At 67.5% G+C, this 21084-nt stretch carries 23 protein-coding genes and 5 pseudogenes; 20 read left to right on the top strand and 8 right to left on the bottom strand.

Features of this window, described 5'->3' with window-relative positions:
* Positions 1–72 precede the first annotated feature (72 nt).
* On the top strand, positions 73–546 hold the full coding sequence (locus ACGFWI_RS07940; protein ID WP_393905044.1) for an ArsI/CadI family heavy metal resistance metalloenzyme: 474 nt from the start codon (positions 73–75) through the stop codon (positions 544–546).
* Between the two features lie 783 nt (positions 547–1329).
* Here the strand turns inward: ACGFWI_RS07940 and ACGFWI_RS07935 are convergent.
* Positions 1330–1740: an EthD domain-containing protein gene (locus ACGFWI_RS07935; RefSeq protein ID WP_393905043.1), complete on the bottom strand. Its 411-nt coding sequence runs from the start codon at positions 1738–1740 to the stop codon at positions 1330–1332.
* 71 nt (positions 1741–1811) lie between these two features.
* Here ACGFWI_RS07935 and ACGFWI_RS07930 point away from each other — a divergent pair.
* A pseudogene (locus ACGFWI_RS07930) lies at positions 1812–2177 on the top strand (MerR family transcriptional regulator); the annotation flags it as partial.
* 146 nt (positions 2178–2323) lie between these two features.
* On the opposite strand, the gene ACGFWI_RS07925 reads toward ACGFWI_RS07930, so the two are convergent.
* Positions 2324–2665: a hypothetical protein gene (locus ACGFWI_RS07925; RefSeq protein ID WP_393905042.1), complete on the bottom strand. Its 342-nt coding sequence runs from the start codon at positions 2663–2665 to the stop codon at positions 2324–2326.
* Here ACGFWI_RS07925 and ACGFWI_RS07920 point away from each other — a divergent pair.
* The 6 genes and pseudogenes from ACGFWI_RS07920 to ACGFWI_RS07895 form a co-directional block, all read left to right on the top strand.
* Positions 2652–3334, top strand: a pseudogene (locus tag ACGFWI_RS07920) (IS5 family transposase); the annotation flags it as partial. The gene ACGFWI_RS07925 and the pseudogene ACGFWI_RS07920 sit on opposite strands and share 14 nt — an antisense overlap.
* Positions 3335–3721: 387 nt before the next feature.
* The gene (locus ACGFWI_RS07915) at positions 3722–5941 is read left to right on the top strand and encodes a nitrate- and nitrite sensing domain-containing protein (RefSeq protein ID WP_393905041.1); all 2220 of its coding nucleotides are present in this window, start codon (positions 3722–3724) and stop codon (positions 5939–5941) included.
* A complete protein-coding gene (locus ACGFWI_RS07910) occupies positions 5938–6342 on the top strand; it encodes a roadblock/LC7 domain-containing protein (RefSeq protein ID WP_393905040.1) in 405 nt (134 codons plus the stop codon). The genes ACGFWI_RS07915 and ACGFWI_RS07910 overlap by 4 nt, the downstream gene beginning before the upstream one ends.
* Entirely contained in the window at positions 6342–6713 is a 372-nt protein-coding gene (locus ACGFWI_RS07905; RefSeq protein WP_393905039.1) for a DUF742 domain-containing protein, read from the top strand. Before ACGFWI_RS07910 ends, ACGFWI_RS07905 begins: the two co-directional genes overlap by 1 nt.
* Positions 6700–7290: an ATP/GTP-binding protein gene (locus ACGFWI_RS07900; RefSeq protein ID WP_393905038.1), complete on the top strand. Its 591-nt coding sequence runs from the start codon at positions 6700–6702 to the stop codon at positions 7288–7290. Before ACGFWI_RS07905 ends, ACGFWI_RS07900 begins: the two co-directional genes overlap by 14 nt.
* A 659-nt stretch (positions 7291–7949) precedes the next feature.
* Positions 7950–8231 (top strand): transposase, encoded by a 282-nt coding sequence (locus ACGFWI_RS07895; RefSeq protein ID WP_393905238.1) that lies wholly within the window; start codon positions 7950–7952, stop codon positions 8229–8231.
* Here the strand turns inward: ACGFWI_RS07895 and ACGFWI_RS07890 are convergent.
* Complete coding sequence (locus tag ACGFWI_RS07890) at positions 8226–9077, bottom strand: MIP/aquaporin family protein (RefSeq protein WP_393905037.1); 852 nt, start codon at positions 9075–9077, stop codon at positions 8226–8228. The genes ACGFWI_RS07895 and ACGFWI_RS07890 overlap by 6 nt on opposite strands.
* A gap of 463 nt (positions 9078–9540) precedes the next feature.
* On the opposite strand from ACGFWI_RS07890, the gene ACGFWI_RS07885 reads away from it, so the two are divergent.
* Complete coding sequence (locus ACGFWI_RS07885) at positions 9541–9876, top strand: fluoride efflux transporter FluC (RefSeq protein WP_393905237.1); 336 nt, start codon at positions 9541–9543, stop codon at positions 9874–9876.
* Positions 9877–10077: 201 nt separating this feature from the next.
* Here the strand turns inward: ACGFWI_RS07885 and ACGFWI_RS07880 are convergent.
* A pseudogene (locus tag ACGFWI_RS07880) lies at positions 10078–10494 on the bottom strand (serine/threonine-protein kinase); the annotation flags it as partial.
* Here ACGFWI_RS07880 and ACGFWI_RS07875 point away from each other — a divergent pair.
* The 5 genes from ACGFWI_RS07875 (at position 10433) to ACGFWI_RS07855 (ending at position 13895) form a co-directional block, all read left to right on the top strand.
* Positions 10433–11275: a helix-turn-helix domain-containing protein gene (locus ACGFWI_RS07875; RefSeq protein ID WP_393905036.1), complete on the top strand. Its 843-nt coding sequence runs from the start codon at positions 10433–10435 to the stop codon at positions 11273–11275. The pseudogene ACGFWI_RS07880 and the gene ACGFWI_RS07875 sit on opposite strands and share 62 nt — an antisense overlap.
* A gap of 351 nt (positions 11276–11626) precedes the next feature.
* The gene (locus ACGFWI_RS07870; protein WP_393905035.1) at positions 11627–12601 is read left to right on the top strand and encodes a hypothetical protein; all 975 of its coding nucleotides are present in this window, start codon (positions 11627–11629) and stop codon (positions 12599–12601) included.
* Between the two features lie 387 nt (positions 12602–12988).
* Positions 12989–13246 (top strand): hypothetical protein, encoded by a 258-nt coding sequence (locus ACGFWI_RS07865; protein WP_393905034.1) that lies wholly within the window; start codon positions 12989–12991, stop codon positions 13244–13246.
* A gap of 2 nt (positions 13247–13248) precedes the next feature.
* The gene (locus ACGFWI_RS07860; protein WP_393905033.1) at positions 13249–13518 is read left to right on the top strand and encodes a hypothetical protein; all 270 of its coding nucleotides are present in this window, start codon (positions 13249–13251) and stop codon (positions 13516–13518) included.
* 8 nt (positions 13519–13526) lie between these two features.
* Positions 13527–13895 carry a hypothetical protein gene (locus ACGFWI_RS07855; protein WP_393905236.1) on the top strand — a complete coding sequence of 123 codons (369 nt, stop codon included), beginning with the start codon at positions 13527–13529 and terminating at the stop codon, positions 13893–13895.
* A 411-nt stretch (positions 13896–14306) separates the two neighbouring features.
* Here the strand turns inward: ACGFWI_RS07855 and ACGFWI_RS07850 are convergent, their stop codons facing one another.
* Complete coding sequence (locus tag ACGFWI_RS07850; RefSeq protein ID WP_393905032.1) at positions 14307–15095, bottom strand: Ku protein; 789 nt, start codon at positions 15093–15095, stop codon at positions 14307–14309.
* 541 nt (positions 15096–15636) lie between these two features.
* Positions 15637–16130 (bottom strand): annotated as a pseudogene (locus tag ACGFWI_RS07845) (transposase family protein); the annotation flags it as partial.
* A gap of 174 nt (positions 16131–16304) precedes the next feature.
* On the opposite strand from ACGFWI_RS07845, the gene ACGFWI_RS07840 reads away from it, so the two are divergent.
* Together ACGFWI_RS07840 and ACGFWI_RS07835 are read left to right on the top strand one after the other, a co-directional pair.
* Positions 16305–17153: an oxidoreductase gene (locus ACGFWI_RS07840; RefSeq protein WP_393905031.1), complete on the top strand. Its 849-nt coding sequence runs from the start codon at positions 16305–16307 to the stop codon at positions 17151–17153.
* Positions 17153–17767, top strand: coding sequence for a TetR/AcrR family transcriptional regulator (locus ACGFWI_RS07835; RefSeq protein ID WP_393905030.1), 615 nt, complete (start codon positions 17153–17155; stop codon positions 17765–17767). The genes ACGFWI_RS07840 and ACGFWI_RS07835 overlap by 1 nt, the downstream gene beginning before the upstream one ends.
* A 255-nt stretch (positions 17768–18022) precedes the next feature.
* Here ACGFWI_RS07835 and ACGFWI_RS07830 read toward each other — a convergent pair.
* A pseudogene (locus tag ACGFWI_RS07830) lies at positions 18023–18244 on the bottom strand (helix-turn-helix domain-containing protein); the annotation flags it as partial.
* Here ACGFWI_RS07830 and ACGFWI_RS07825 point away from each other — a divergent pair.
* From ACGFWI_RS07825 to ACGFWI_RS07815, 3 genes are all read left to right on the top strand, one after another.
* On the top strand, positions 18185–18406 hold the full coding sequence (locus tag ACGFWI_RS07825; protein WP_393905029.1) for an MBL fold metallo-hydrolase: 222 nt from the start codon (positions 18185–18187) through the stop codon (positions 18404–18406). The pseudogene ACGFWI_RS07830 and the gene ACGFWI_RS07825 sit on opposite strands and share 60 nt — an antisense overlap.
* Positions 18403–18897 (top strand): hypothetical protein, encoded by a 495-nt coding sequence (locus tag ACGFWI_RS07820; protein WP_393905028.1) that lies wholly within the window; start codon positions 18403–18405, stop codon positions 18895–18897. Before ACGFWI_RS07825 ends, ACGFWI_RS07820 begins: the two co-directional genes overlap by 4 nt.
* Before the next feature lie 61 nt (positions 18898–18958).
* On the top strand, positions 18959–19366 hold the full coding sequence (locus ACGFWI_RS07815; RefSeq protein WP_393905027.1) for an ester cyclase: 408 nt from the start codon (positions 18959–18961) through the stop codon (positions 19364–19366).
* A 44-nt stretch (positions 19367–19410) separates the two neighbouring features.
* On the opposite strand, the gene ACGFWI_RS07810 is transcribed toward ACGFWI_RS07815, so the two are convergent.
* Positions 19411–19962 carry a TetR/AcrR family transcriptional regulator gene (locus ACGFWI_RS07810; RefSeq protein ID WP_393905026.1) on the bottom strand — a complete coding sequence of 184 codons (552 nt, stop codon included), beginning with the start codon at positions 19960–19962 and terminating at the stop codon, positions 19411–19413.
* 23 nt (positions 19963–19985) lie between these two features.
* On the opposite strand from ACGFWI_RS07810, the gene ACGFWI_RS07805 reads away from it, so the two are divergent.
* On the top strand, positions 19986–21047 hold the full coding sequence (locus tag ACGFWI_RS07805; RefSeq protein WP_393905025.1) for an MFS transporter: 1062 nt from the start codon (positions 19986–19988) through the stop codon (positions 21045–21047).
* Positions 21048–21084: the final 37 nt, after the last annotated feature.

The raw sequence follows: 21084 nt of genomic DNA, 5'->3' as shown, positions 1-21084 counted from the left end.
ATGTTGACAAACTTCGATTCAAGACGCAAGGTTGCATCGATGGACATCAATGCAACGTGCCGGGAGGCCGTCATGTCCCGTGTGCAGCTCGCCCTCAACGTCCCCGACCTTGACGCGTCGGTGGAGTTCTACTCCAAGCTGTTCGGCGTCACACCGGCCAAGCGCCGCCCCGGTTACGCCAACTTCGCCGTCGTCGAGCCGCCGCTGAAGCTCGTCCTCGTCGAAGGCGAGGCGGGCCAGGAGACCCGCCTGGACCACCTCGGTGTCGAGGTCGACTCCACCGAGCAGCTCACCGCCGCCACCGACCGCCTGAAGGAAGCGGGGCTTGCGACGTTCGAGGAGAGCGACACCTCCTGCTGCTATGCCCTCCAGGACAAGGTGTGGGTGCACGGCCCCGGCAAGGAGCCCTGGGAGGTCTACGTCGTCAAGGCCGACGCCGGCCAGATGGGCAAGAGCGACATCCCGGGCAGCGACGCCTGCTGCGGCGGCCAGTCCGCCGCCGACCCCGCCGAGCCCGCCTCCGGCTGCGCCTGCGGCAGCAGCTGACCGGCCCGCCAGGGGCGTGCCGCGCGTCGCACGACAGCTGAGCCGCCGGCGTCTGACGGACAGCGCTACTGCAGGGTGATCCAGCCGTCCACGTACCCCTCCAGGAACAGCCCCAGGTCGCTTACCGCCAAGCGCCCGACGTGGTCGGCGACTTGGTTGTACGGGAGCCAGACGAGCGGCACACCGACGTCGCGCAGGGCACCCGGCGAGGCGACATGCCCGAAAGGAAGGTGCGCGAGACGTCCGCGCGACGAGCGACGGCGGCGACACTGACCTGCGCCTTCTCACGCCGGAGGCGGGCGATTGCCGAGTGGACCCGCTGGAGGGCGGTCTCGGCCTTGCGGCGGCGGGCCGCCAGGTGCCGCTGCGGTGCGTGGTTCGGGGAAGAGAGCGGTCTTCATGCGACGTCCTGTTCGGGGTCGGTGTCCTCGGCTGCGCACGTATCGCTGTACTCGTTCTCCTCGCCGCTGCCCACGTGGGCGAGATCGGCGGCGCGGAAGGCGGTGGACCACACGCGGTGGAGGTAGTCCTGGGGATTACGCAGGTCCAGGCCGAGGGCGTCGTCGAGGAGGCGAGACCGGCCAGAGCCTTCTCCAGGCCGTCGATGGCGCGGGCGGTGGGCTCGAAGTAGCGGTGGAGGCCCCCATGGCCACAGCTCCGACCACCGGATCCCTCGCCCCTCCCGAACGGCTCGTCCAGCACTCCGCAACCTTGATCGCCTGAGCCGCTATCGCGATGATGGCCTGCCGCATCGCCCGCGGCACAGAGCGGGCAGCCCAAGGGCTAGATCGCAACCCTTTCTTCGGTGACCATTACTGCCACTGAATTCATATCGATGAACTTACTCTCGTCCGGGTTCACCAACTCCTTGTAATTCTTAGACGCGAAGAAGGCGTCGTGATCTGCCCAGCTTTCGAACCAGATTTCAGTGAGGCCGTCGTAGGCCGGACTGGGGTACCCTTCAGCGGATATCGGGTGAGAGACGGTGTACCTCTTCACGTACTGCCGCGCTTCTGGAATGGAGGTAAACAACGGGGCGTGGCGGTTTCGGTGATGCTCAACGAATTCCTCGAAGGTCATTCCATCGATACGGTTGATCATGAAAGCGAACTTGATCAAGGAGTTCTCCCTTTCGTGCTCTCGCGGACGCGAGAGGTCGGCGACCTGATACCCCGGCAGCGGGTCGCGAGTCATGGGGTTAACCTAAACGCTCACATCGATGTCAAGGGCAAGTCGCTGTGACCCAATACACACGAGGGGTTGAGATGCGGATCGGTGAACTGTCCGCCCGGACAGGAGCAAGCCGTCGATCGCTGCGCTACTACGAGCAGCAGGGTTTGCTGGTCAGTACAAGGTCCCCCAGCGGCCAGCGGTTCTACAACGACGAGCACGTCCAGCGGGTGGCGCTGATTCAGATATTCCTGGCCGCCGGAATGTCCAGCAGAACCATCGCTCAGTTGGTCCCCTGTATGACGCAGCCCAACATAGACAGAGCTCGGCAAGCCTTGACGGCAATGGATCAGGAGCGAACCCGCCTTTCATCCACAATTGACAGCCTAGCCGCCGCCAGGAAAGCACTTGATCACCTAATTGACGTCAACCGGAAATTCCTGGCGAACGTGGCGGATGACTCGGCCTCGGACAGACCGAATCAACGTTCCGGTTTTCCTCCGGTGAGATGCTCCAATACAGCTCGCGCTCAGAAGATTTCCCTGGCTGACATCTTCCGCGATCCGCCGGGTTTGGGTCTGTGAAAGTACGCAGTGTAGGCGTGCGGTCATGGCCGACGGTTCGTGCGTACGTCCCAGCGGTGAGTCGTCCATGCCTGTCGGATGCGGCGGCTTCCGATGATCAACTGGTGGGGTGTGTTGGCCGGGTCATTGGTGTAGGCGGTAATGCGGTCGGCGACCGTGTGAGCGCGGTAGAGCAGGGCACGCTGCACGATCTTTTCGCCCCAGTGTTTGGGCAAACCGACCGGTGTGGAGAGCAGCGTCATCAGGTCGCGTGAGGTGGTGCTTTGGGCGAGGAGGCCCCGGTGCTGAGCCTCCCACAGCATCGTGACCCGCTCGACGGGTTCACCGCGGTATGTGAGCGCGGTAAGGCACTTGCACACCGGCATCCAATGGGAGTACCTGCCTCAGGAGTTGGGCTTCGGCATGACCTGCTGGTCGCGGCTGGCCGCGTGGAACGAGGCGGGTGTCTGGGACCGCCTGCACGTCGTGCTGCTGAAGGAACTGCGGTCGAAGAACCAGCTCGACTGGTCGCGGGCGGTGATCGACTCATCCCACGTCCGGGCGGCTCGGCGGGGTCCAAAAGCGGGGCCCAGCCCGGTCGATCGCGCACGGCCGGGCAGTAAGCGCCACGTCAACACCGACGGCCAGGGCATCCCTCTCGCGGTACCGCTGACCGGCGGAAACCATGACGTCACTCAACTTCTGCCGCTCCTCGACAAGATCCCGGCCATCGCGGGCCGCGTCGGAAGACCACGCCGACGGCCAGATGTCCTCCTGGCCGACCGCGGTTACGACCGCGGTTACGACCACGACAAGTACCGTCGACTCCTCTGGCAGCGCGGAATCCGACCCGTGATCGCAGAGCGAGGCCAGCCGCACGGTACGGGCCTGGCATCTTCTGCTACATCGTCGAGCGCACGATCTCCTGGCTGCACGGCTTCCGCTGCCTGCGCATCCGATGGGACCGACGCGACGACCTCCACGAGGCATTCCTCGGCCTCACCGTCTGCCTGATCACACACGGCCCCATCCAACGGCTTTGTTTGGGTCAGTAAGACGTGCGACCGGGGAGCGGGTTGCCCTGTCTGCACGAGCACGCCTGTGCCCAGGCGTCAGGTGAACGCCAACGTCCGGTGCACAACGTCTTTGTCGCCGCTACCACATATGGTCGACGGAAGTCATCTCTCCGTTTCTCCGGTGCGGCTGGTTATGATCGACACCCCCACATCGCGCCAAAGCCGAACCGGGCTTCCCCCAGTCCTGAACCTAGGACTGCGTCTGGTCTCGGCTGTTGGGCCGTCCCCACTGTTTTCCCCGCTCCCCGAGGACTGATGTCTCCCATAGAACCCGAAGGCGCACGAGGGCAGTCGACGACTCGTCGGCGGCATACCTTGCGCCTGCGTACGCTGCTCATTTGGCTGGCAATCGTCCCTATTCTGGCGATGAGCACCCAAGTGGTCATGACCGCACAGCGGCTGGTGCACCAGTCGGAGAACCTGCGCGCTGATGTGGCAGTTGGTGAGCGGATCGACGTACCCCTGACCAGGCTGATGGTCAAAGTGCAGGTTGAGCGGACGATGACCGCCACACGGTGGGCGGGCGGCTCCGTGGCCGAGAACGAGCTACGCGAGCGGCGCGCGGCCACGGACCGGGCCGCGGACGAGTTCCGCCGGTCGGCGGACGGAGCTCTGGCGGCGGCCGGGCGCGAGGACGAACGTTACGTCGCGGACCTGAAGCGCAGCCTCGCGGATCTGGCCGCGTTCCGCGAGCGGGCGGACTCCCGCAGAGGAGGCGCGGAGCGGACGATCGGCTACTACTCCGACCTCCTCGACCGCATCATCCGGGTGTACCAGAACGAGTTCAGCCATGCGGAAGACGCCGAGCTCATCCAGGAGAGCGGCGTGGTCGTCACGATGTTCACGGTGTCCGAGATGGTGGCGCGCGAGACCACCATCCTCGCCGTGGCCGGGCCGTCCAGGCGCCTGAGCTCCTCCGGGTTCGCCGAATTCGTCAACTCCGTCGGATCCCAGCGGTACCAGTACGACGAGTGGGTCGCGCCGTATCTGACGGCCGAGGACAGAGCGGACTACGACCAGATCTTCGCCTCGGACGGCTGGAAGACGAAGGTCCGCATCGAGGACGCGGTCATCTCCGACCACCGGAACACCGCGTCCGGCATCAAGCTACCCACGGAGGCCGGCGCCTGGCGGGCCGCGTATGACAAGTTCGCGGCGCGCCTTGCCGCGCTCGACGCGAAACAGGCGCGAGCAGTACTCGTGCACGCCGACGCCAAGGCCACGCAGCTGGAGACCGAGGTCATCTGGCTGATCGTCGGAAACGGCGCAGCCCTCCTTGCCGTCGCTGCCGTCATCGTGCTCACCACGCGCTCCGTGCTCCGCCGCCTGCGCGGTCTGCACCAACGCACGGTGGCCATTGCTGAGGACACGCTGCCGGATGTCGTGGCCCGGCTCCAGCGGGGGCAGCGCGTCGACGACGATGCGCTGCCGGCGGTGAGCGGAGACCAGGACGAGGTCGGACGTATCAGCGATGCGTTCGCCCGGGTCGTCTTCGTATCCGTCGACGGGCATGCGCAGCTCGCGGCCGAGCGTCAAGGCTTCGGTATGTTCGCCGCGGGCATCGCCTCGCGCACCGGAAACCTGGTCAGCCGGCAGTTGACCCTCACCGACGAACTGCAGGACGCCTTCGGTCACGACGAGGAGCTTCTCGCCGGGTTGATGCGATCCGACCAGTTGACGGTGGGTATGCGGCGGCAGGTCGAGAACCTGCTCATCCTGGCAGGTGGGGAGATCCCCGATCCGCACACCGAGCCCATGCGCGTCGCCGACCTGCTGCGCGAAGCCGCCGCGGAAGTCGAGGACTTCCGGCGGATCGAGCGCCAGGCCCTGGACGAGATCAGCGTGGCAGCGCGGGTGATCAGCGAGATCAGTCACCTCGTGGCAGAACTCCTCGACAATGCCACCCGGTTCTCCCCGCCGCAGTCGAAGGTGGTCGTCCGTGCCGAACTGGTGACAGACGGGCTGTTGGTCGACATCGAGGACCGCGGGCCGCGGGTGACCGCCGCAACCTACGAGGAGATGAACGGGCGTCTGCACTCGGCCCCGCCGTATTCCGTCTTGGCGGAGAACGCGCACCGGCTCGGACTCTTCGTGGTCGGCCACATCGCCGAACAGCTCGGGGCCACAGTGACGCTGCGCCGCTCGGTATACGGGGGGACGTCGGCCGTGGTGATCCTTCCCGAGGAACTCCTTGTGCCGACCGAACCGGTCCGGGCAGGAAAAGAAGCGCCGCGTGCGGCGGTGACGCCCGCACCGGCACCGGGCACGCTCAACGAACGCAAGCCCGAGCTGGTCTTGCACGCGAAGACCGCGCCGGCCGGCCGTAGGACGCCGGAGCGCTCGCCCGAGCGGCCGGTGGAGAGTAAGCCGCCGCTTCCCTCCGTGACACGGGACGGTGACGCGAAGCCGGTCCTCCCCGAGCGGGTCCCGCAGGCTCACATCGCCGAGCGGCTCCGCGCGCCACACGCACCGGAGACTGCCGTCGATCAGGACGCGGCGACACCCGAAGAAGTGGCCGACGCCTGGGCAGACTACGAACACGGAACTCAGACAGTGGAAGAAGAACTCCGACAGGATCAGCCATGACGACGCAAACGAACGACATGATCTACAGCGTCCTGGACAACAACCTGAGCAGGATCGCCGGCATCAAGGGAGCCGTACTCCTGTCCAACGACGGGATCAAACTCAGCTCGTACGAGCTGGAACGGGACCAGGCGGAGCGCATAGCTGCCGCGTCCTCTGGTATCGCTTCCACGATGAAGGCGATATCCAGGGAGGTCGACGGCGGCCGGGTGATCCGCCAGCTGGTCGAGATGGACGACAGCTATCTCTGCATCGTCGGGTGCGGGGAGGGCAGCACGCTTATCGTGGTGACCTCCCGCAAGGCGCGGCTAGGGGAGCTGGGCGGTGAAGCCGTGCGCACCGCCCAGGCGCTCGGTGAGTGGCTGAGCACGCCTGAGCGCGGCCAGGCGCAGCGCTCGTAATGGCGGACGAGCCTGGGCCGCGAGAGGGAGGCCGCCGCCGGACGCGACTGTACGCGCTGACTGATGGACGTACGGCGGCTATACACGCCGCCCTCACCATGGACACCACGATCACGGCCGTGGCCGTCGCGGACGGCCACGGCGGTCTGCCCAGCGAGTGGCAGGCCATCCTCGCGATGTGCTCGCCTCCGGGCGGCCTGGCGGTCGCCGAGATCGCGGCGCGCATGCACATCCGCCTCACTCCCATGACGCTTCTTCTCGGCGAACTCGCGGATCGGGGCCTGATCGAGCACCGGTCGCCCCTTGAAGGGACCGAGACCACCAATGTCCACCTGCTCATGAGAATCAGGGACAACCTTGCCCGGATATGACACCCCTGCCCAGGAAGCGGCCCCCGTCAAGATCCTCATCGCTGGGGGGTTCGGCGTCGGCAAGACGACCCTGGTCGAGACGGTCTCCGAGATCGAGCCGTTGCGCACCGAGGAGCGGCTGACGAGCGCGGGCGTCGGCGTCGATGACCTCGACGGCATCGAGTCCAAGGCGGTTACCACCGTCGCGATGGACTTCGGCCGCATCACCCTCACCGACGCACAGGTCGTGCTCTACCTGTTCGGCACACCTGGCCAGGAGCGCTTCTGGTTCATGTGGGACGACCTGCTGAACGGGGCACTCGGGGCGATCGTCCTTGTTGACACACGACGCCTTGACCGTGGTTTCCCGGCCATCGATTTCTTCGAGAACCGAGGGCTTCCGTTCGTGGTTGCCGCGAACTGCTTCCACGGCGAACAGCCCTACACCGCCGAGGAGATCAGAGCGGCGCTGCATCTGCGTGACCCGAACACACCCATCCGTATGCTCGATGCCCGCTCCCCTGACGAAGCTCGCGGTGCCCTGCTCGCGCTTCTCGACATGCTCATCATCAAAGCCGGGGTCGCGGCGACCGGCTGACACCCGCGACGCCGCCCAGTCGCCCTGGGCTGTAAACGGGCCGCCGTCGCCGGATACTTGATCGGCGAGGCGCTCGGCGAGGCGGCGATGTCCGGCCGTCCGTGGGATACGGGTGTGTGACCCAGTGCGTGGCACCACACGGCGGCCCGCCGCCGCGCCAGCCCGCACTCCGGCCGTCCCCGCACCTGGAATGCCGGGTCGACCGACACGCCGCAGGCTGGAAGCATGAGCGCACCCATAGCCGTCCACCCGCCGCAGGGCAGCGGCGGGCGTCGCGTCACCGAGCGCGGACGCTCGCGCACGACGACACCGACCTCTTGGAGTTCCTGCGCCGAGCCGGGCTGCCGGATGCGGAGGGCCTGCTCGACGATCCGGTGTGGGGTGACAGGGCGGGGCGGGTGCGCCCACCACTACGGGGCGGCTTGACTCACAAGGGGTAGGTGAGCATCGACGCCACCCCGCATTGCGCCTGCCGAAAGCCTCATCCGTGCAGCTCAGGCTGTAGCGGGCCGGCGTTTTGCGGCCCGTCTCATCCGGTCGCTGCTCATGGGCAGTTCTGGCCCGACGACAGATCTCGTACTTTTGGGGGTCATGCGAAAGGCCGGGTGCCCGGCAACTCAGCTGGAAAGCTTCCGGCCCCTCTGCCGGTGCCGAGCTGGATGCTGGGCCGGGGCGGACAGCCGGAGGCGTACTGCCACCGGGCGATGCTCGATGCGATCCGCTACCTGGTGGAGAACGGCAGCAAGCGGCGGGCGATGCCTGGGAACTTCCCGCCGTGGGGCCGGGTTTACGCGTTCCTCCGCCGGCGGTGCGACCACGCCATGGTTACTTGCTCGCCTTCACCGGCATCGCCTGCACCCTCATCTGCTACCGCAGACTCGCCACATGAAATGACGTCCAAAGCCGGGCCTGTACGACGCCGCGGCCGGCATGGTTCATGACTGCCCTTCCGGGGCGGGGACCCGGCCGGTGGGCTCGGGCTCGGCTGTGGGCAGGAAGTTGCCGATGAGGAACTTGTAGAAGCCGGCGCCGAGGACGCCGCCGATCAGCGGTCCGACGATGGGCACCCAGAAATACAGGTTGCCCCACTGATCTCGCCAGGCGCCTCCATAGCCCGTGATGAAGCTGGCAAGTCTGGGGCCGAGGTCGCGTGCCGGGTTGATCGCGTAGCCGGCGTCGGTGCCGAAGGCCATGCCGATTGCGACCACGACCAAGCCGATAATCAATGGGGCCAGATTGGCGCCGGGCGGCGTGTTCATCAGGTCAGTGATCGCGAAGATGAGGAGTACCAGCAGGGCGGTGCCGATAACCTGATCACGGAATGCGCCCCATTCGTGAATTCCGGCCGTGGTCGAACCGTTCCCCGGCAGTGTGGAAAAGACGAACTGCGTCTTGATGCTGTGCGTCGGATCAGCCCTGGCCAATACTTCGGCGTAGTCCCAGCGCACCAGCAGTGCGGCCACGAAGGCGCCAGCTGTCTGGGCGATAGCGTAGGGCGCGACCTTGGCCCACGGGAAGCCTTTGAAGGTGGCCAGGGAGAGCGTCACAGCCGGGTTAAGGTGCGCACCGCTGAGGCGGGCCGCGACGTACACGCCGAGAGTGACGCCCAGCCCCCAGGCCCAGGCGATGCTGTCGTGGTTGCCCAGTCCACCCTTCGGATCGGTGAGGGCGCCTCCAGCTACCACCTGAGCCACGACGCCGCACCCGAAGAGAATAAGGACCATCGTGCCCACGAATTCTGCAGAGAGTTCACGGAACAGCTGTGGCTTGCGCACCGGTTCGCTCATGGTTATCGGCGTCTCCTCGGCGAGTCAGAGCTCAGTGTGCTGGCGTCGGGGTTATTAGGCCTGATCATCATGGGACTGCGGACACTCGCGCCACCCGGACTCCGGCTGACAAGGCGTAATCACTCTGACGGGGCGATGCGGTTGCTCCGTTGGAGTTGCCGTGTGGCATTCGGTGATTCTGCCCGCGCGCGGTGGGATTCCCGCCGGGATCCAAGGGTTATTGTGCAGAGTCAGGGCGTAACGGTTCGCCGAAACCGCGACGTGCCGACTGGGCAGTGGCACTGTTATCCACCTGACGTACCCTTCAGGGCGGTCACCTAAGGGCGGAAGAGGCAGGCTCCGTTTTTCTGCCGGTGATTCACCGCCCATTCGCGATATACCGCGTCATACCAAGTGGCAGCGCGATCATGACTCCGTTGTCGCGCGTTTCGCGAAAGGGAGCTTTCCCGTGTCTCTACTACTGATGCTGCTGGGTGGATTGAGCGGCGCAGCGCTGCGCTACGGGACGGAGCGGCACCTTCGGTCGCGTTTCCGGAATCCTACGCACTGGGTCCCGTTCGTCCTCAATTTCGTCGGGTGCTTCCTGTTCGGCGCGCTGGCGGGATGGGCCTATCTGCACCGCATGGCCAGCGGCACGATTCTGCTGGGCGGGGTTGTCACCGCATTCAGCGTCTGCGGCCATGAGGCCGGTCGGTTGCTCGTACGCGGTCGACACGGGGTCGCGCTGCTCAACTCCTTGACCGGCTGGTTCATCGGGCTGACCGCCGCAGCCATGGGTGTCTTCCTCAGCCTCAGCTGACGCCGCATCCGGCGGCACCCCCGGACTTGTTGAGGCCGGGGTCCGGCCATGGGCTCCGGCTACCCGACTAGAGCGTGTCTCTTTGACCGTGGGGGCGTGTCCGGGCGCCCAGCACGGAGGTCCCGCAGCACGTCCCAGCCCGCGCTCCGGTGCCAAGTGCGAAGGGGAGCCCACGACCTCCCCGGCGGTCACTCTGCAGGCTTCCTCGGTGAAGCGCGCGATGCCGAAGTCGGTGATCTTCACAGTGCCGTCGGCAGCCAGCATCAGATTGCTCGGCTTGATGTCGCGGTGTACGACGCCATCGCGGTGGGCCGCGGCCAGGCCGACCGCGACCTGGACAGCGATGCCAGCCATGCGTTGCGGGTCCAGCGGGCCGTGGGTGGCCAACTCCTGGGCCAGGCTGTGCCCGTCAAGGAGTTCCATCACCAGATACAAGCGGCCATCGTGAGCACCGAAGTCATAGACGGCCACCGCGTGGGGATGATTCAGGCGAGCCGCCGTCCGAGCCTCCAAACGGAAGCCCTCGGCCGCCTTCGCATCGGCGCCGTCGGTCAGCATGAGTTTCACCGCCACCTGCCGGCCGAGAACCTGGTCCCTGGCGCGCCAGACCTCACCCATCCCCCTCGGCCCAGCGGCTCGTCCAGTCGATACCGATCCGCTACCAGCACGCTCGCACCCATTCCGACCTATTCCGTTTCACCGGCCGAGAGACCCGAGCCCCTCACCGGAGGGCAAAGGCGCAGGCGCGGGCAGGGAGCAAGCCCCACCCGCGCCTGGCGTGGATGCCCCGGCACGGGGGGAACCGGACATCCACGGACCGAGAACCAGTCGGTCCAGTCCGTTCAGCGTGACGGGCGCCGAATCTGTCACACCCCAACTGCACGATGTCTGGACGTCAACTACCCAACGCCGCCGGCCGACAGCACTCCCGGCTCTATGTCCACAAAGCACCATTTATTGCACCGGAGAATCCGAAATGTACGAACAGACTAACGAGGTTCAGGGCGCCCGGTATAGCCCTACGAGCATCCGCGCCACCTGGGACGGAACGGGGAGCGTGGAGGAGGCTTCCAGGGCGTTGGGGTTCTCGCGGCCGAAGGGGTACGACCTGGTTCGTCGCGGGGAGTTCCCGTGCCGTGTGCTGCGCATCGGGCGTAGCACACGTGTCGTCACCGCATCCTTGCTCCGCGTGCTCGAAAGCGGAGAGCCGGAGTGCAGCGGCGCCCCCACACCGGACACTGCACGCCGTCGTGACCCGCCACGCACGAACTTCCGCCGGAACAAGCCGACGTGGCTTTGTTCACGAGGACGGGTTCTCGCTCAAAGCTCAATAGACGAGTCCCGGGGCGGACGTCAGCACATGGCGAGCTCTCGTGCTCGGGAAGGTCGAAGTGGCTGATCCGGCCCTCGTGCCCGGCCTCTTGCAGTTCCTGGGCTTCCTGGGCGCTGCGGACCAGGGCGTGTTCGAGCTCCAGTTGGGGTGAGACCGGGACCAGGCCGGGGCACGGCCGCACGATCCCGTACAGGGAGCGGCGCTTGCCTTGGGTGTACGCGTCCCGCCGCACACGGCCCCCTGTCGGCGGTATATGTGGTGACGTGGGGGGCCCGTACGCGTTGTAGAGGCGTGCCGACGCCTCCCAGCTCCTCCCACGCCCCGACCACGTCCGCTGCGAAAGGCGCCCCACAGCCTTTCCTGCTGACGACCCAGCAGGGGGCAGCCGCACGCCTACTCCTGGGCTACGTCGCCTCGGTGCAGCTCACAGATGCCGATGCGCAGCTCCTGGCCGGAGTGGTCGCCATCCGCGCGGCGCGGGGCGGAACCGGACATGTCCCGGGGCAGGACCTGCGCCTGACTGACCCGGAGGGTGCTGTCGCTGCTCTCACCGCTCTGGGCTGGCAGTTCGCGGGTGACCTGCTGAGCGGTGATGGCGAGACTCCCGTGGCCGTCACGGTGCCGAACCTGGCCGAGGAACTGCCGCTCAGCGAGACGGCGCGGTCGCGGGTTTCGGCCTGGATGACCCGCACGCTCGCCGCGAAACCGCTCGCGGGCTCCTCCCCGGCGGCGCGGCTGGCGGCGCTGTTCCTGGCCGCTCACAGCTCGAACGACCGCGCCGGTGTGCTGCCCGACGAGATGCCCGGGCACTGCCGCCAGGCGCTGCCCGAGCTGCTGTCGAAGGGGTTCGTCGTCGACCTGGCCGACGGCCGGTATCTGCTGGACGAGTCCGTACGGCACCTGTCCGGCATGCACCCGCGCTCGCACGACAGCATGGTGCTCGTCCGGGTGCGCTGGGAGGTGTGGAAGGACGGGGTGAGTCCGGCGTTGCGCCGTCACGCCGAGGCCGTGGAGCACTGCCCGCTATGCGCGCTGCCTCTGGAGCGGGTGGCGCGGGCGTTCCTGCAGCAGGGCCTGTCCATGCAGGTCATGCCGAAGGTGCGAACCGCGTACGCCGCGTGGAAGTACACGCAGCCCGACCGCGGCCCGCGCGCTGCAGAGTTCGCCGCGACCTGGCGGGCCGAGCACGGCCACGGCCCCTCGATCACACAGCTCTGCGGGGGGATGGGCTGGCCGCTGGAGTCACGGGAACTGCGTGCCTTCATCGTCCAGCGGCTGGTCGCCACCGAGTGGCTGACCCACACCTTCCCCGTGCCGTGGACGCTGCGCCCAGGAAAGGCCGGGCAGGGAAGCGGGCCCTCGGCAGCGGTGTTCAGCGCTGGCAAGCAATGACCGCCGCGCCCCAAGCCGGAGGCAACGGCGCCTGCCTAGTCAGCCCGGAGGCTTGGCTGTGGAGATGAGGAAGGCATGAGTCGGGCAGCGCCGACCGCGGTCCGGGAGAAGGCCCACGCCCGCACTTGTCCGGACTGCCGGGCCGCACCGGGACAGAAGTGCGCGCCCGACCGGGCCGGTCGCTCCCAATTGCACCGCGGCCGCATCCAGGATGCCGAGCGCGCCATGGCACCCCTGCCGCATACCGGATCCTGCCGTCGGATACGGAGCAGGGCCGCAATCACTTCGAACTGGACCCCGACTCCGACAACACCCTGGTGGTGTGGTTGCACAGAGACGCTGGCGTGGGAACAGGCGGGGAGGCGACGGCCCGAGGTGCCGCCGACGATGAGGAACTGGCAGTTGGAGTTCTTGCTCGCGCCCATCGATTTCCTGACCCGCGGCGAGGTCCTCGAAGCGGTTCACCGGCTCGCCTCACGCGGGTTCGTCAAGCGGATCGGTCCGCGGGGCGTGTGGATCAACCCCGTCGCCGTCCGCGTCGCCCCGCGCCCTGAGCTGCCCGCGCGGCTCCTGATGGAATGGAACGCGGCCAGGGCCAGACGGGGTGGCAATCCGGCCCCACTGGTGCCGGCCCCATTGGCCTGACGGTGCGGGACCTCGTCGGAATCTCCACCCCGACTGGGTGGGTACGGGGGAAGGACCGGCTTGCGGCGATCGCGGCCGCCGAGGGCCTGTCGCTGCGCGCCTACCTGGCGCGCTTGGCCGAGACCCTGCTCACCCCGGCCGAGCGCGCCGAGCGCGCGGAGAAGGCCCTCGCCGCGCTGAACGAGTGGAACGGCTACGCCCCCACCGCGGCCCAGCAGCAGGACCTGGACAGTGAGCTCGACCGGCGTCTGGCTCAGGTGACCGGCCAGTGAGCGACGCCATGCACATCGTCCTGGACGACACCGCGATGACCGCGGCCGGCCAGGGCAACGTCCTCGCCTCCCGTCTGATCCACCGGGCCCACGCCGAACCCGGCTGGTACCTCTACGCACCGACGTGTGCGCTCGTTGAAGCCGGCCGCGCCCGGCCCGGTACTCCCGAGCACCTCGCTGCCCTGCCCGGCATCACCGTTCTGAATCTGGACCTGCCCGCAGCCCTGGCCGTGGCGCAGCGGGAGACATGGGCCGCGGCCCACAGCCAGTACGCGGCCCAGCCCACCCCGGACCGCCCTGACGGGGCGATCGTCGCCACCACCGCGCCGAAGCGCTGGGATGGTGAGCCGGTCTGCGTTCTGGACCTCAACGCCTGACCACGGCCCACGGTGCGGCCCGCCCGATGGCGGCGGGCTGTGCGGAGCGTGCTGGGCCTGGGAGGAGACCGAAGCCCTGCTCGCTCAGGCCCAGGCACTCTTCGCCGGGGGCTGCGGCAAGCCCGAGGACCCTGAGCTGACCACTGCGCTGGCCGACACGGCCGAGCAATGACCGGCCCCAGGTCGAGCACTGGCCACGCGGCGCCATCCGCGCCTTCAAAGCCGGTCGGACGACGGGCACAGCACGCACCGCACCCGCCGTGACCGTCCCGCCTTCTCCACCGGGAGCGGGGTGCCACGCCCACCCCTTTGACCGGCAACGAGGACGCCTACCCGCCCGGCGCGGTCACCGTCGACATCGACTCACCCGGAATGCCGGGCTTCCACTGACGGAGCGCCGGCCGGACCGGCCTAGCGGCGGGAGCGGCGCGCGGCCTGGACGCTCTGCTCCAGGGCGGCCATAAGGTCGACGGCAGGCTGCGGCGTCAGCAGCGCCGGCACTTCGCTTCCCACGATCTTGGCAGCCACCAGTTGCTCCAGCGCGTGCCCGTACTCGTCCTCCAGCTGCTGCACCTCGACCCCGGTGAGTTCGGACAGGAGCATCTCGGCGAGCTGCAGCTCCCGGTCGGTGACGGGCGCCGACGGGCTCAGGTCTCCGGGCTCGCGCACCTCGTCGCGCCACAGCAGGGTCTGCAGCACGATCACCCCGTGCCGGGGGCGCAGCACCGCCAGTCTTTCGCGCTGGCGGAGGGCGATTTTGCAGAGGCCCACATAGCCGGTGCGCGCGAGGGCCTCGGTCAGCAAGACGTACGGGCGGTCCGCGGCCGCCCCGTCGGGCGCCGCGTAGTAGGCGCGGCCATAGCTGATCGGGTCGATATCGGAGCCCGGGACGAAGCCGAGGACTTCCGCCACGTGCCGCGTTGGCAAAGGGAGGCGTTCCAGCTCTTCGTCGGTGACCGGCACCAGCCCTCCGTCCGGCAGCTCCACCGCCCGCCCGACGTCCCCGTACGGGATTTCCTCCTGCGGGCCGTCGACCTCGCAGACGCGCTTGTGACGGATTCGGCCCCCGTCAACGGAGTGAATCTCCCTGAACCGGCCGCGATGCTCCTCGGTCGCAGCGACCAGCCGTACAGGCAAGACCACCATGCCGAAGGTGACGACACCTCGCCAGACGGTCCGCATCGGCGGTGTGGCTTCCATGACCTCAGCCTCCGGCGGCCGACGGCAGGGCGCACTACGGACTACTCCACAAAGCAGGCGGGCCCGGCCGGGCTCAGTCGACACTGATCAGCATCCTGTGGGCGGTGCGGTCGAGTACGTCGCCGCCACGCTCAGCGCCACCATCGGCCGGGGCACCGTCTCGGTCCAGAGCCAACGCACCGGTGAGGGGGAGGTGCTCGGCGAGTGCTGCCGCGACCGCGCGCCGGAGGCGGTGGTGAATCGGGCCGGCAGACCCCGCCCTGGCTCGCTGGGCGTAGCGCCTGGGGGCCCGGCGATGACATCTGGGAGCACGGCGGCTTTGCCGTCTCTGTGTCAGTTCTTTCTCAGGGGAGTCGTTTGTCGGTGGGTTCGGGAGTCGTTCTGGCCGGCCTGGATCGATGGCACTGAGTTTTGATGTCGCTTGCGTGTTCGATGCTGGGGCGATGACCTCGTGACGGACCGGTCCATGGCCAGCGAAACTCCTCATCCCCGACTGGCCCCTGTCCTGCCTGGAGGACACAGTGCCTCACGCACGTCGAGAGGCGCCGGACTCCTCCCAGCCTCGGGAGTCATGCCGGTTACCCGGCGCGGGCCGACCGACGACTACGACCCGGCGGGTATCGGCATCGATCACAACTTGATGGGCCGTGGAGTATCGATAGTTCTTCGACTGCTCGGCCACTGAGAGGTCGCGGGTGGGCACCAGGGTGCCGTCGACGATGAGGACGGTGTCCCTGTGGAACCGGCTCTGCTGCCGGAGTGCCAGCAGCGGGCCGATGTGGTCAATGATGCGGTCTGCGGCCGACTTGGAGATCCCGAACAGCGGCGCCAGCTGGCGCATGGTCAAGTTTGTGCGCCAGTACGCCGTGACCAGCAGGACGCGATCCTCCAGCGACAGACTCCAGGGCCAGCCGCGCGGTCGATCTGCGGCTTGCTCACGTCGTACTGCGGCTACCAATTTGCCGAAGCAGCGCGGGCTCAGCCCAGTAAGGGCCCTATCCAGGACGGCGCCGATGCCGTGATCACTCCACCCACAGCGTGATCGTCTCAGCCGGAGCGAGCGGGTCGGTGAGGGGCTGGATTGACCTCGGCTGAGCATGGTGCCGTTGGGGCAACGGAATCAGCATCATGTTGATTACACTCGACGCAGCGTAGACTTTCCGAGTGAGGGGGCAGTCCAGCTTCTCGTGAGACCTTTCTGGAGGAACAGTGCAGCAGCAGAAGTGGCTCGTCACTGGCGTCAGCACGGGCCTCGGCCGTGCCTTCGCCCAGGCCGCCCTGGCCGCCGGGCACACCGTCGTTGGAACGGTCCGCTCCGAGGAGGACCTGCGGGCCTTCGACGGGCTGAAACCCGGGTACGCTCACGGCCGCATCCTGGATGTGACTGACGGCGACGCCGTCTCGAGTGTGGTCGCGGAGGTGGAGCAGAGCGTCGGTCCCTTGGATGTCGTCGTCGCCAACGCGGGCTACGGCCTGGAGGGCACCTTCGAGGAAACCCCGCTGGCCGAGGTGCGGCGGCAGTTCGAGGTCAACGTATTCGGGGCCGTGGCCACGCTGCAGGCAGCCCTGCCCCACATGCGCCAGCGCCGTCGCGGACACCTGATGGCCGTCACCTCCATGGGCGGGCTCATGGCCGTGCCCGGTATGTCTGCCTACTGCGGTAGCAAGTTCGCCCTGGAAGGCATCCTTGAGGCGCTGGGCAAGGAGGTCGCACAGTTCGGGATCCATGTGACCGCGATCGAGCCCGGCTCCTTCCGCACCGACTGGGCCGGACGGTCCATGACACGCGCCGCGCAGTGCATCGACGACTACGACGAGCTGTTCACCCCCATCCGGGAAGCGCGGCAGAAGGCCAGCGGGAACCAGTTGGGCAATCCGGCCAAGGCCGGGGACGCCGTGGTCCACATCGCATCAGTCGACCAGCCGCCGGCTCACCTTGTCCTGGGCTCGGACGCGCTGCGACTGGTCACCGCCGCGCGCACGGCCGTGGACGAGGACATCCGCGCATGGGAGCCCCTCTCCCGTACGACCGACTTCGCCGAGGGCGATCAGCTCTGATGCCCAGCCACCACCCCGCGCGGAGCCGGCGCGCCACCGAACGCAAAGGCGATGTCCGAGAGCGGGCCATTCTGGACACCTGCGAAGCTCTGCTGGCGCAGAAGGGCTACGACGCCATGACAGTCGGCGACATCGCGCAGGGTGCCGGCATCACACGCGGCGCTCTGTACTTCTACTTCGGGTCCAAACAAGAAGTGGTCACGGCGCTCGTGGCCCGGACCGTCGAGCACCTGTGGGAGCGGTCCCGGGCCACTGCGCAGACCGACGAGCCGCGCCAGGCCATCGCAGCAGCCATGCGGCGCACTGTTGAGCTGTGGGATGAGCACGGCCTGGTCATGCGCACGGCTATCGACCTGTCGTTGACCGTGCCGGAGATCGGCGAGTTGTGGAGCCACACGGCTGACTTGTTCATCACGGCCATCACCGTCGTCCTGGAACGAGCCGGCATCCAAGCCGGCAGCGAACCGAAACAAGCGTCAGCGATGGCACGCGCCCTGTGCTGGATGATCGAGCGGACCTTCTACCACGCCTCGCAGGAATCCCGCGGGGAGTTGCAAAAGGCATCTTCGACCTGCGAACACATCTGGCTGATCAGCGCCGGCCTGATCACCTGATGCATCTGGCGCGGACGGTGAGGCACGAAACCGGACCCCGTGACTCCGAGGCCCACCGTCCAGGCACTCCGCCAGCGGAAATCCCGCGAGGCACAGCGTCCTCTCCCAGCCCGATCAACGGGAGCTGGTGTCCACAACTCCCGTGTGTGGGCCTTCCGGATCAGGTTGCGATACCTGGAAGGTCACTTACCCCTGGATCTCGTGGTGTAGCGCAGGGATGAGCGGCTCGTGCGGCGACCGGCCGGTGACCGCCTATGTGAGGCGTTGCTCGAAGTCTTGGTCCTGCTCGAACACCAGGGCCTCTTTGGGGGCGAAGTGGGAGAAGAGCGTGGTGACGGCCACGTCGGCCTCAGTGGCCACGTCGCGGATACCCACCGTGTCGTGGACGCCCCTCCAGTCCTGGGCGAAAAGCTGCTGATGGCCATCGAGGAAGTCACCCCGAAGCCGATAACTCGCCTCATCTACAGCCACGCGCACGCCGACCACACCGGGGCCGCTCATTTGCTGGACCGGCGCGGCCTGAAGATCATCGCCCATGAGCTCACCGCCCGATTCATCAAGGAGGCGCACGACGACAGGCGGCCCTGCCCAACGAGACCTTCAACGGGACCAGGAAAGAACTCCAGATCGACGGAGTGAGGTTCGTCCTCGATTACACCGGGGACTGGCACCAGGCGGGCAATGTGTTCATCCACCTCCCGGAACAGAAGACCATGGCGGCGATGGACAGCTTCACCATCAAGAACGCGCCGTCCTTCCGCCTTGTCTTCCCCGCGCACGTGCCCGCGTACTTCGAGGCCATGGATCACCTGCTGGAGTACGACTTCGAGACCCTCGTGACCGGTCACATGTCCCTGTACGGCACTCCCGAGGACGTGCAGACGAATCGCGAGTACATACGTGACCTGCGACCCTCCGCTGCCGAGGCGCTGCGGACAGTTGACCTGAAGGAGGCCGCCGCCGCCGACGTGCCGAAGAGCAATCGGCAGGCGGAGCGCAAGGTCTGGATGGACGCGGTCGTCGCTCGGGCAGCAGAGCTGATGCCGTCCTGGGAGAAGCCCCTCGGCGGAACCGACATCTTCCTTGCCGACGGCCTCAACGCCGTCGCATGGAGCGTGTTCATCGACTGACGCAGAAGGCGGAAGGCGGAAGGCAGAAGGCAGAAGATGGAAGACGGAAGGTAGTTACCCCATGAGCACCGTCGAAGACAAGAACAAGGCTCTCGTCCGTGAAGCTTTCGACGCCCTTTTCAACAAGCGGGACTACACCGCTGCCGAGCGATTCTGGTCCCCCGGCTACATCCAACACAGCGCCCATATCGCGCCCGGCCGGGAGGGGCTCTTCGACCTGGTCAAGAGCTCCCCGGCTCAGCTGAAGCACGAATGCGAGCTGATCATGGCGGAAGGGGACATGGTCATGGTGCGCGGGCGTTTCTCGGGGCACGGGCAGCCCGCTCCGTGGATCGCCGTCGACTTCCTCCGCCTCGAGGACGGCATCATGGTGGAGCACTGGGACGTGATCGAGGAGGAAGCGTCCCGGAAGCAGTCCCTGAGCGGCCTGCCGATGTACGGCGACGACTTCCCCGAGGAGCGCCGCTGAGACCTGTTCCGCGAACTGGTGAGACCTGTTCCGCGAGGTGGGGATCAGTTGGATCGGTTGCAGAGGTCATCGACGTACGTGCGCGCATCCACTTCGGGCAGCGTCCAGGGCAGGAAGATGACCCGGTAGATGATGGGGGCCACCACCCGGTCGATGACCTCGTCGCCGCTGAAGGTGCTGCCGGGCCGGGAAGCGAAGCCGGCTGCTTCTGCCCGGCGGTCGCGCAGGCAGTCCGACTCGCTCTCACCGGCTGCGGCCGCTCCGCCCCGCAGCAGGGCGGCGTTCACCGTGACGCCGTAATGGCTGAGCAACTCCTGTGCCCACGCGGTCAGATCGGCACGCAGGTCTCCGGTGTCGGGAAGGCCGCGATCCGGGTCGAGCCGGTAGGTCGCCAGGTCGTTGATCATGGCGCGCGCGTCGCCCCACCGTCGGTAGATGCTCGAGTGATTGACCCCGGCACGCTCCGCGACCATGGGGATGGTGACGGCGTCGCTGCCACGTTCGGCGACCAGTTCCTCGACGGCCTTCCTGATGGACGTCAGCACCAGGGCGCTGCGGCCTCCGGTGCGCCGCCGCGGGGACGATTCTGCAACCATGCCTCCACCGTAACGCACATCGTTTGGCATTAAGCCTCCTCCGGGTTTACGGTGAACGTAATGCACAGAGTTTGGCCTTAGGGGGCTCCGAGATGTTCCACATCGCATCAAGGCGTGACCGCGGCCATGGCTCCGCGGCCCCTGAGCCCGACCGGTCCGGCAGGCTGCTTCCTTCTTCCGCGGCGTTCGCCGGGTCGGCTGCCGTCTTCGCGGCGCTCTATGTGGCCGCAGGCGCGCCCACGCCGCTGCTGGTCGTCTTCGAGCAGCAATGGCACTTCCCCGCCTGGGTGCTGACGGTTGCCTTTGCTTCCTACGCGCTCGGCCTGCTGGCGGCTCTGCTGGTCGCCGGATCGCTGTCCGACTACATCGGACGCCGGCCTGTCCTGATCGGGTCGCTCTTGGTGGAGCTCGGGGCGATGCTCATGTTCGTCTTCGCTCCGGACATCGGCTGGGTCATCGCGGCCCGCACCATCCAGGGCGTCGCCACCGGTGCCGCCACGAGCGCTTTCTCGGCCTCGGTCGTGGAACACGCCCCGGAACGCCACAAGAAACTCGGCACCATCATCACCAGCATTGCTCCGGCGGGCGGGCTGGGCCTGGGGGCCCTGCTGACCGGCGCAGCCGTCCAGTTCAGCAGCCACGCGACGGCGATCGTGTTCTCGGCCCTCGCGGTCGTCATGGTCGTCGGCACGGGCCACGCCGGCCGATGCGGACCCGCGTGCCGCAAGGCGGCCCCCTCATCCGCAGAAGTCCACGGACCAGGCGCGGTGTTGGTGCGCGGCCGAGATCTGGCCGACCGGGACGGCAAACGGCATGTCCAGAGCGGCATAGACCGCATCGGCCGCGGGGTCCGAGCTGGACCAAGTGGGGCGAGGAGTAGCCCTGGTCGTTTCAAGAAGCTCCATCACCGCCTCGCGATGGTGGCGGCCTGGCCGGACACGCGTACTTGGAACGGGCCGCAGTGTCCCAAGTGTCAGAATCGAAGTGAGGGTTTCTCGATCAGGGCAAGCTCTCCCCGATGCACCTGCGGGGGCCGCCGTCGAAGGCCCGCTCCAAGCTGTCGCGGTCGAGGCCCGGTGCGGTGAAGACCAACTGCTGGCAGCAGTCGCCGTGCCAACCGAC

Origin of the sequence: Streptomyces sp. NPDC048434, from assembly GCF_043200375.1 — a bacterium.
Classification (GTDB): Bacteria; Actinomycetota; Actinomycetes; order Streptomycetales; family Streptomycetaceae; genus Streptomyces.
This window is presented reverse-complemented; position numbering and strand designations above follow the sequence as displayed.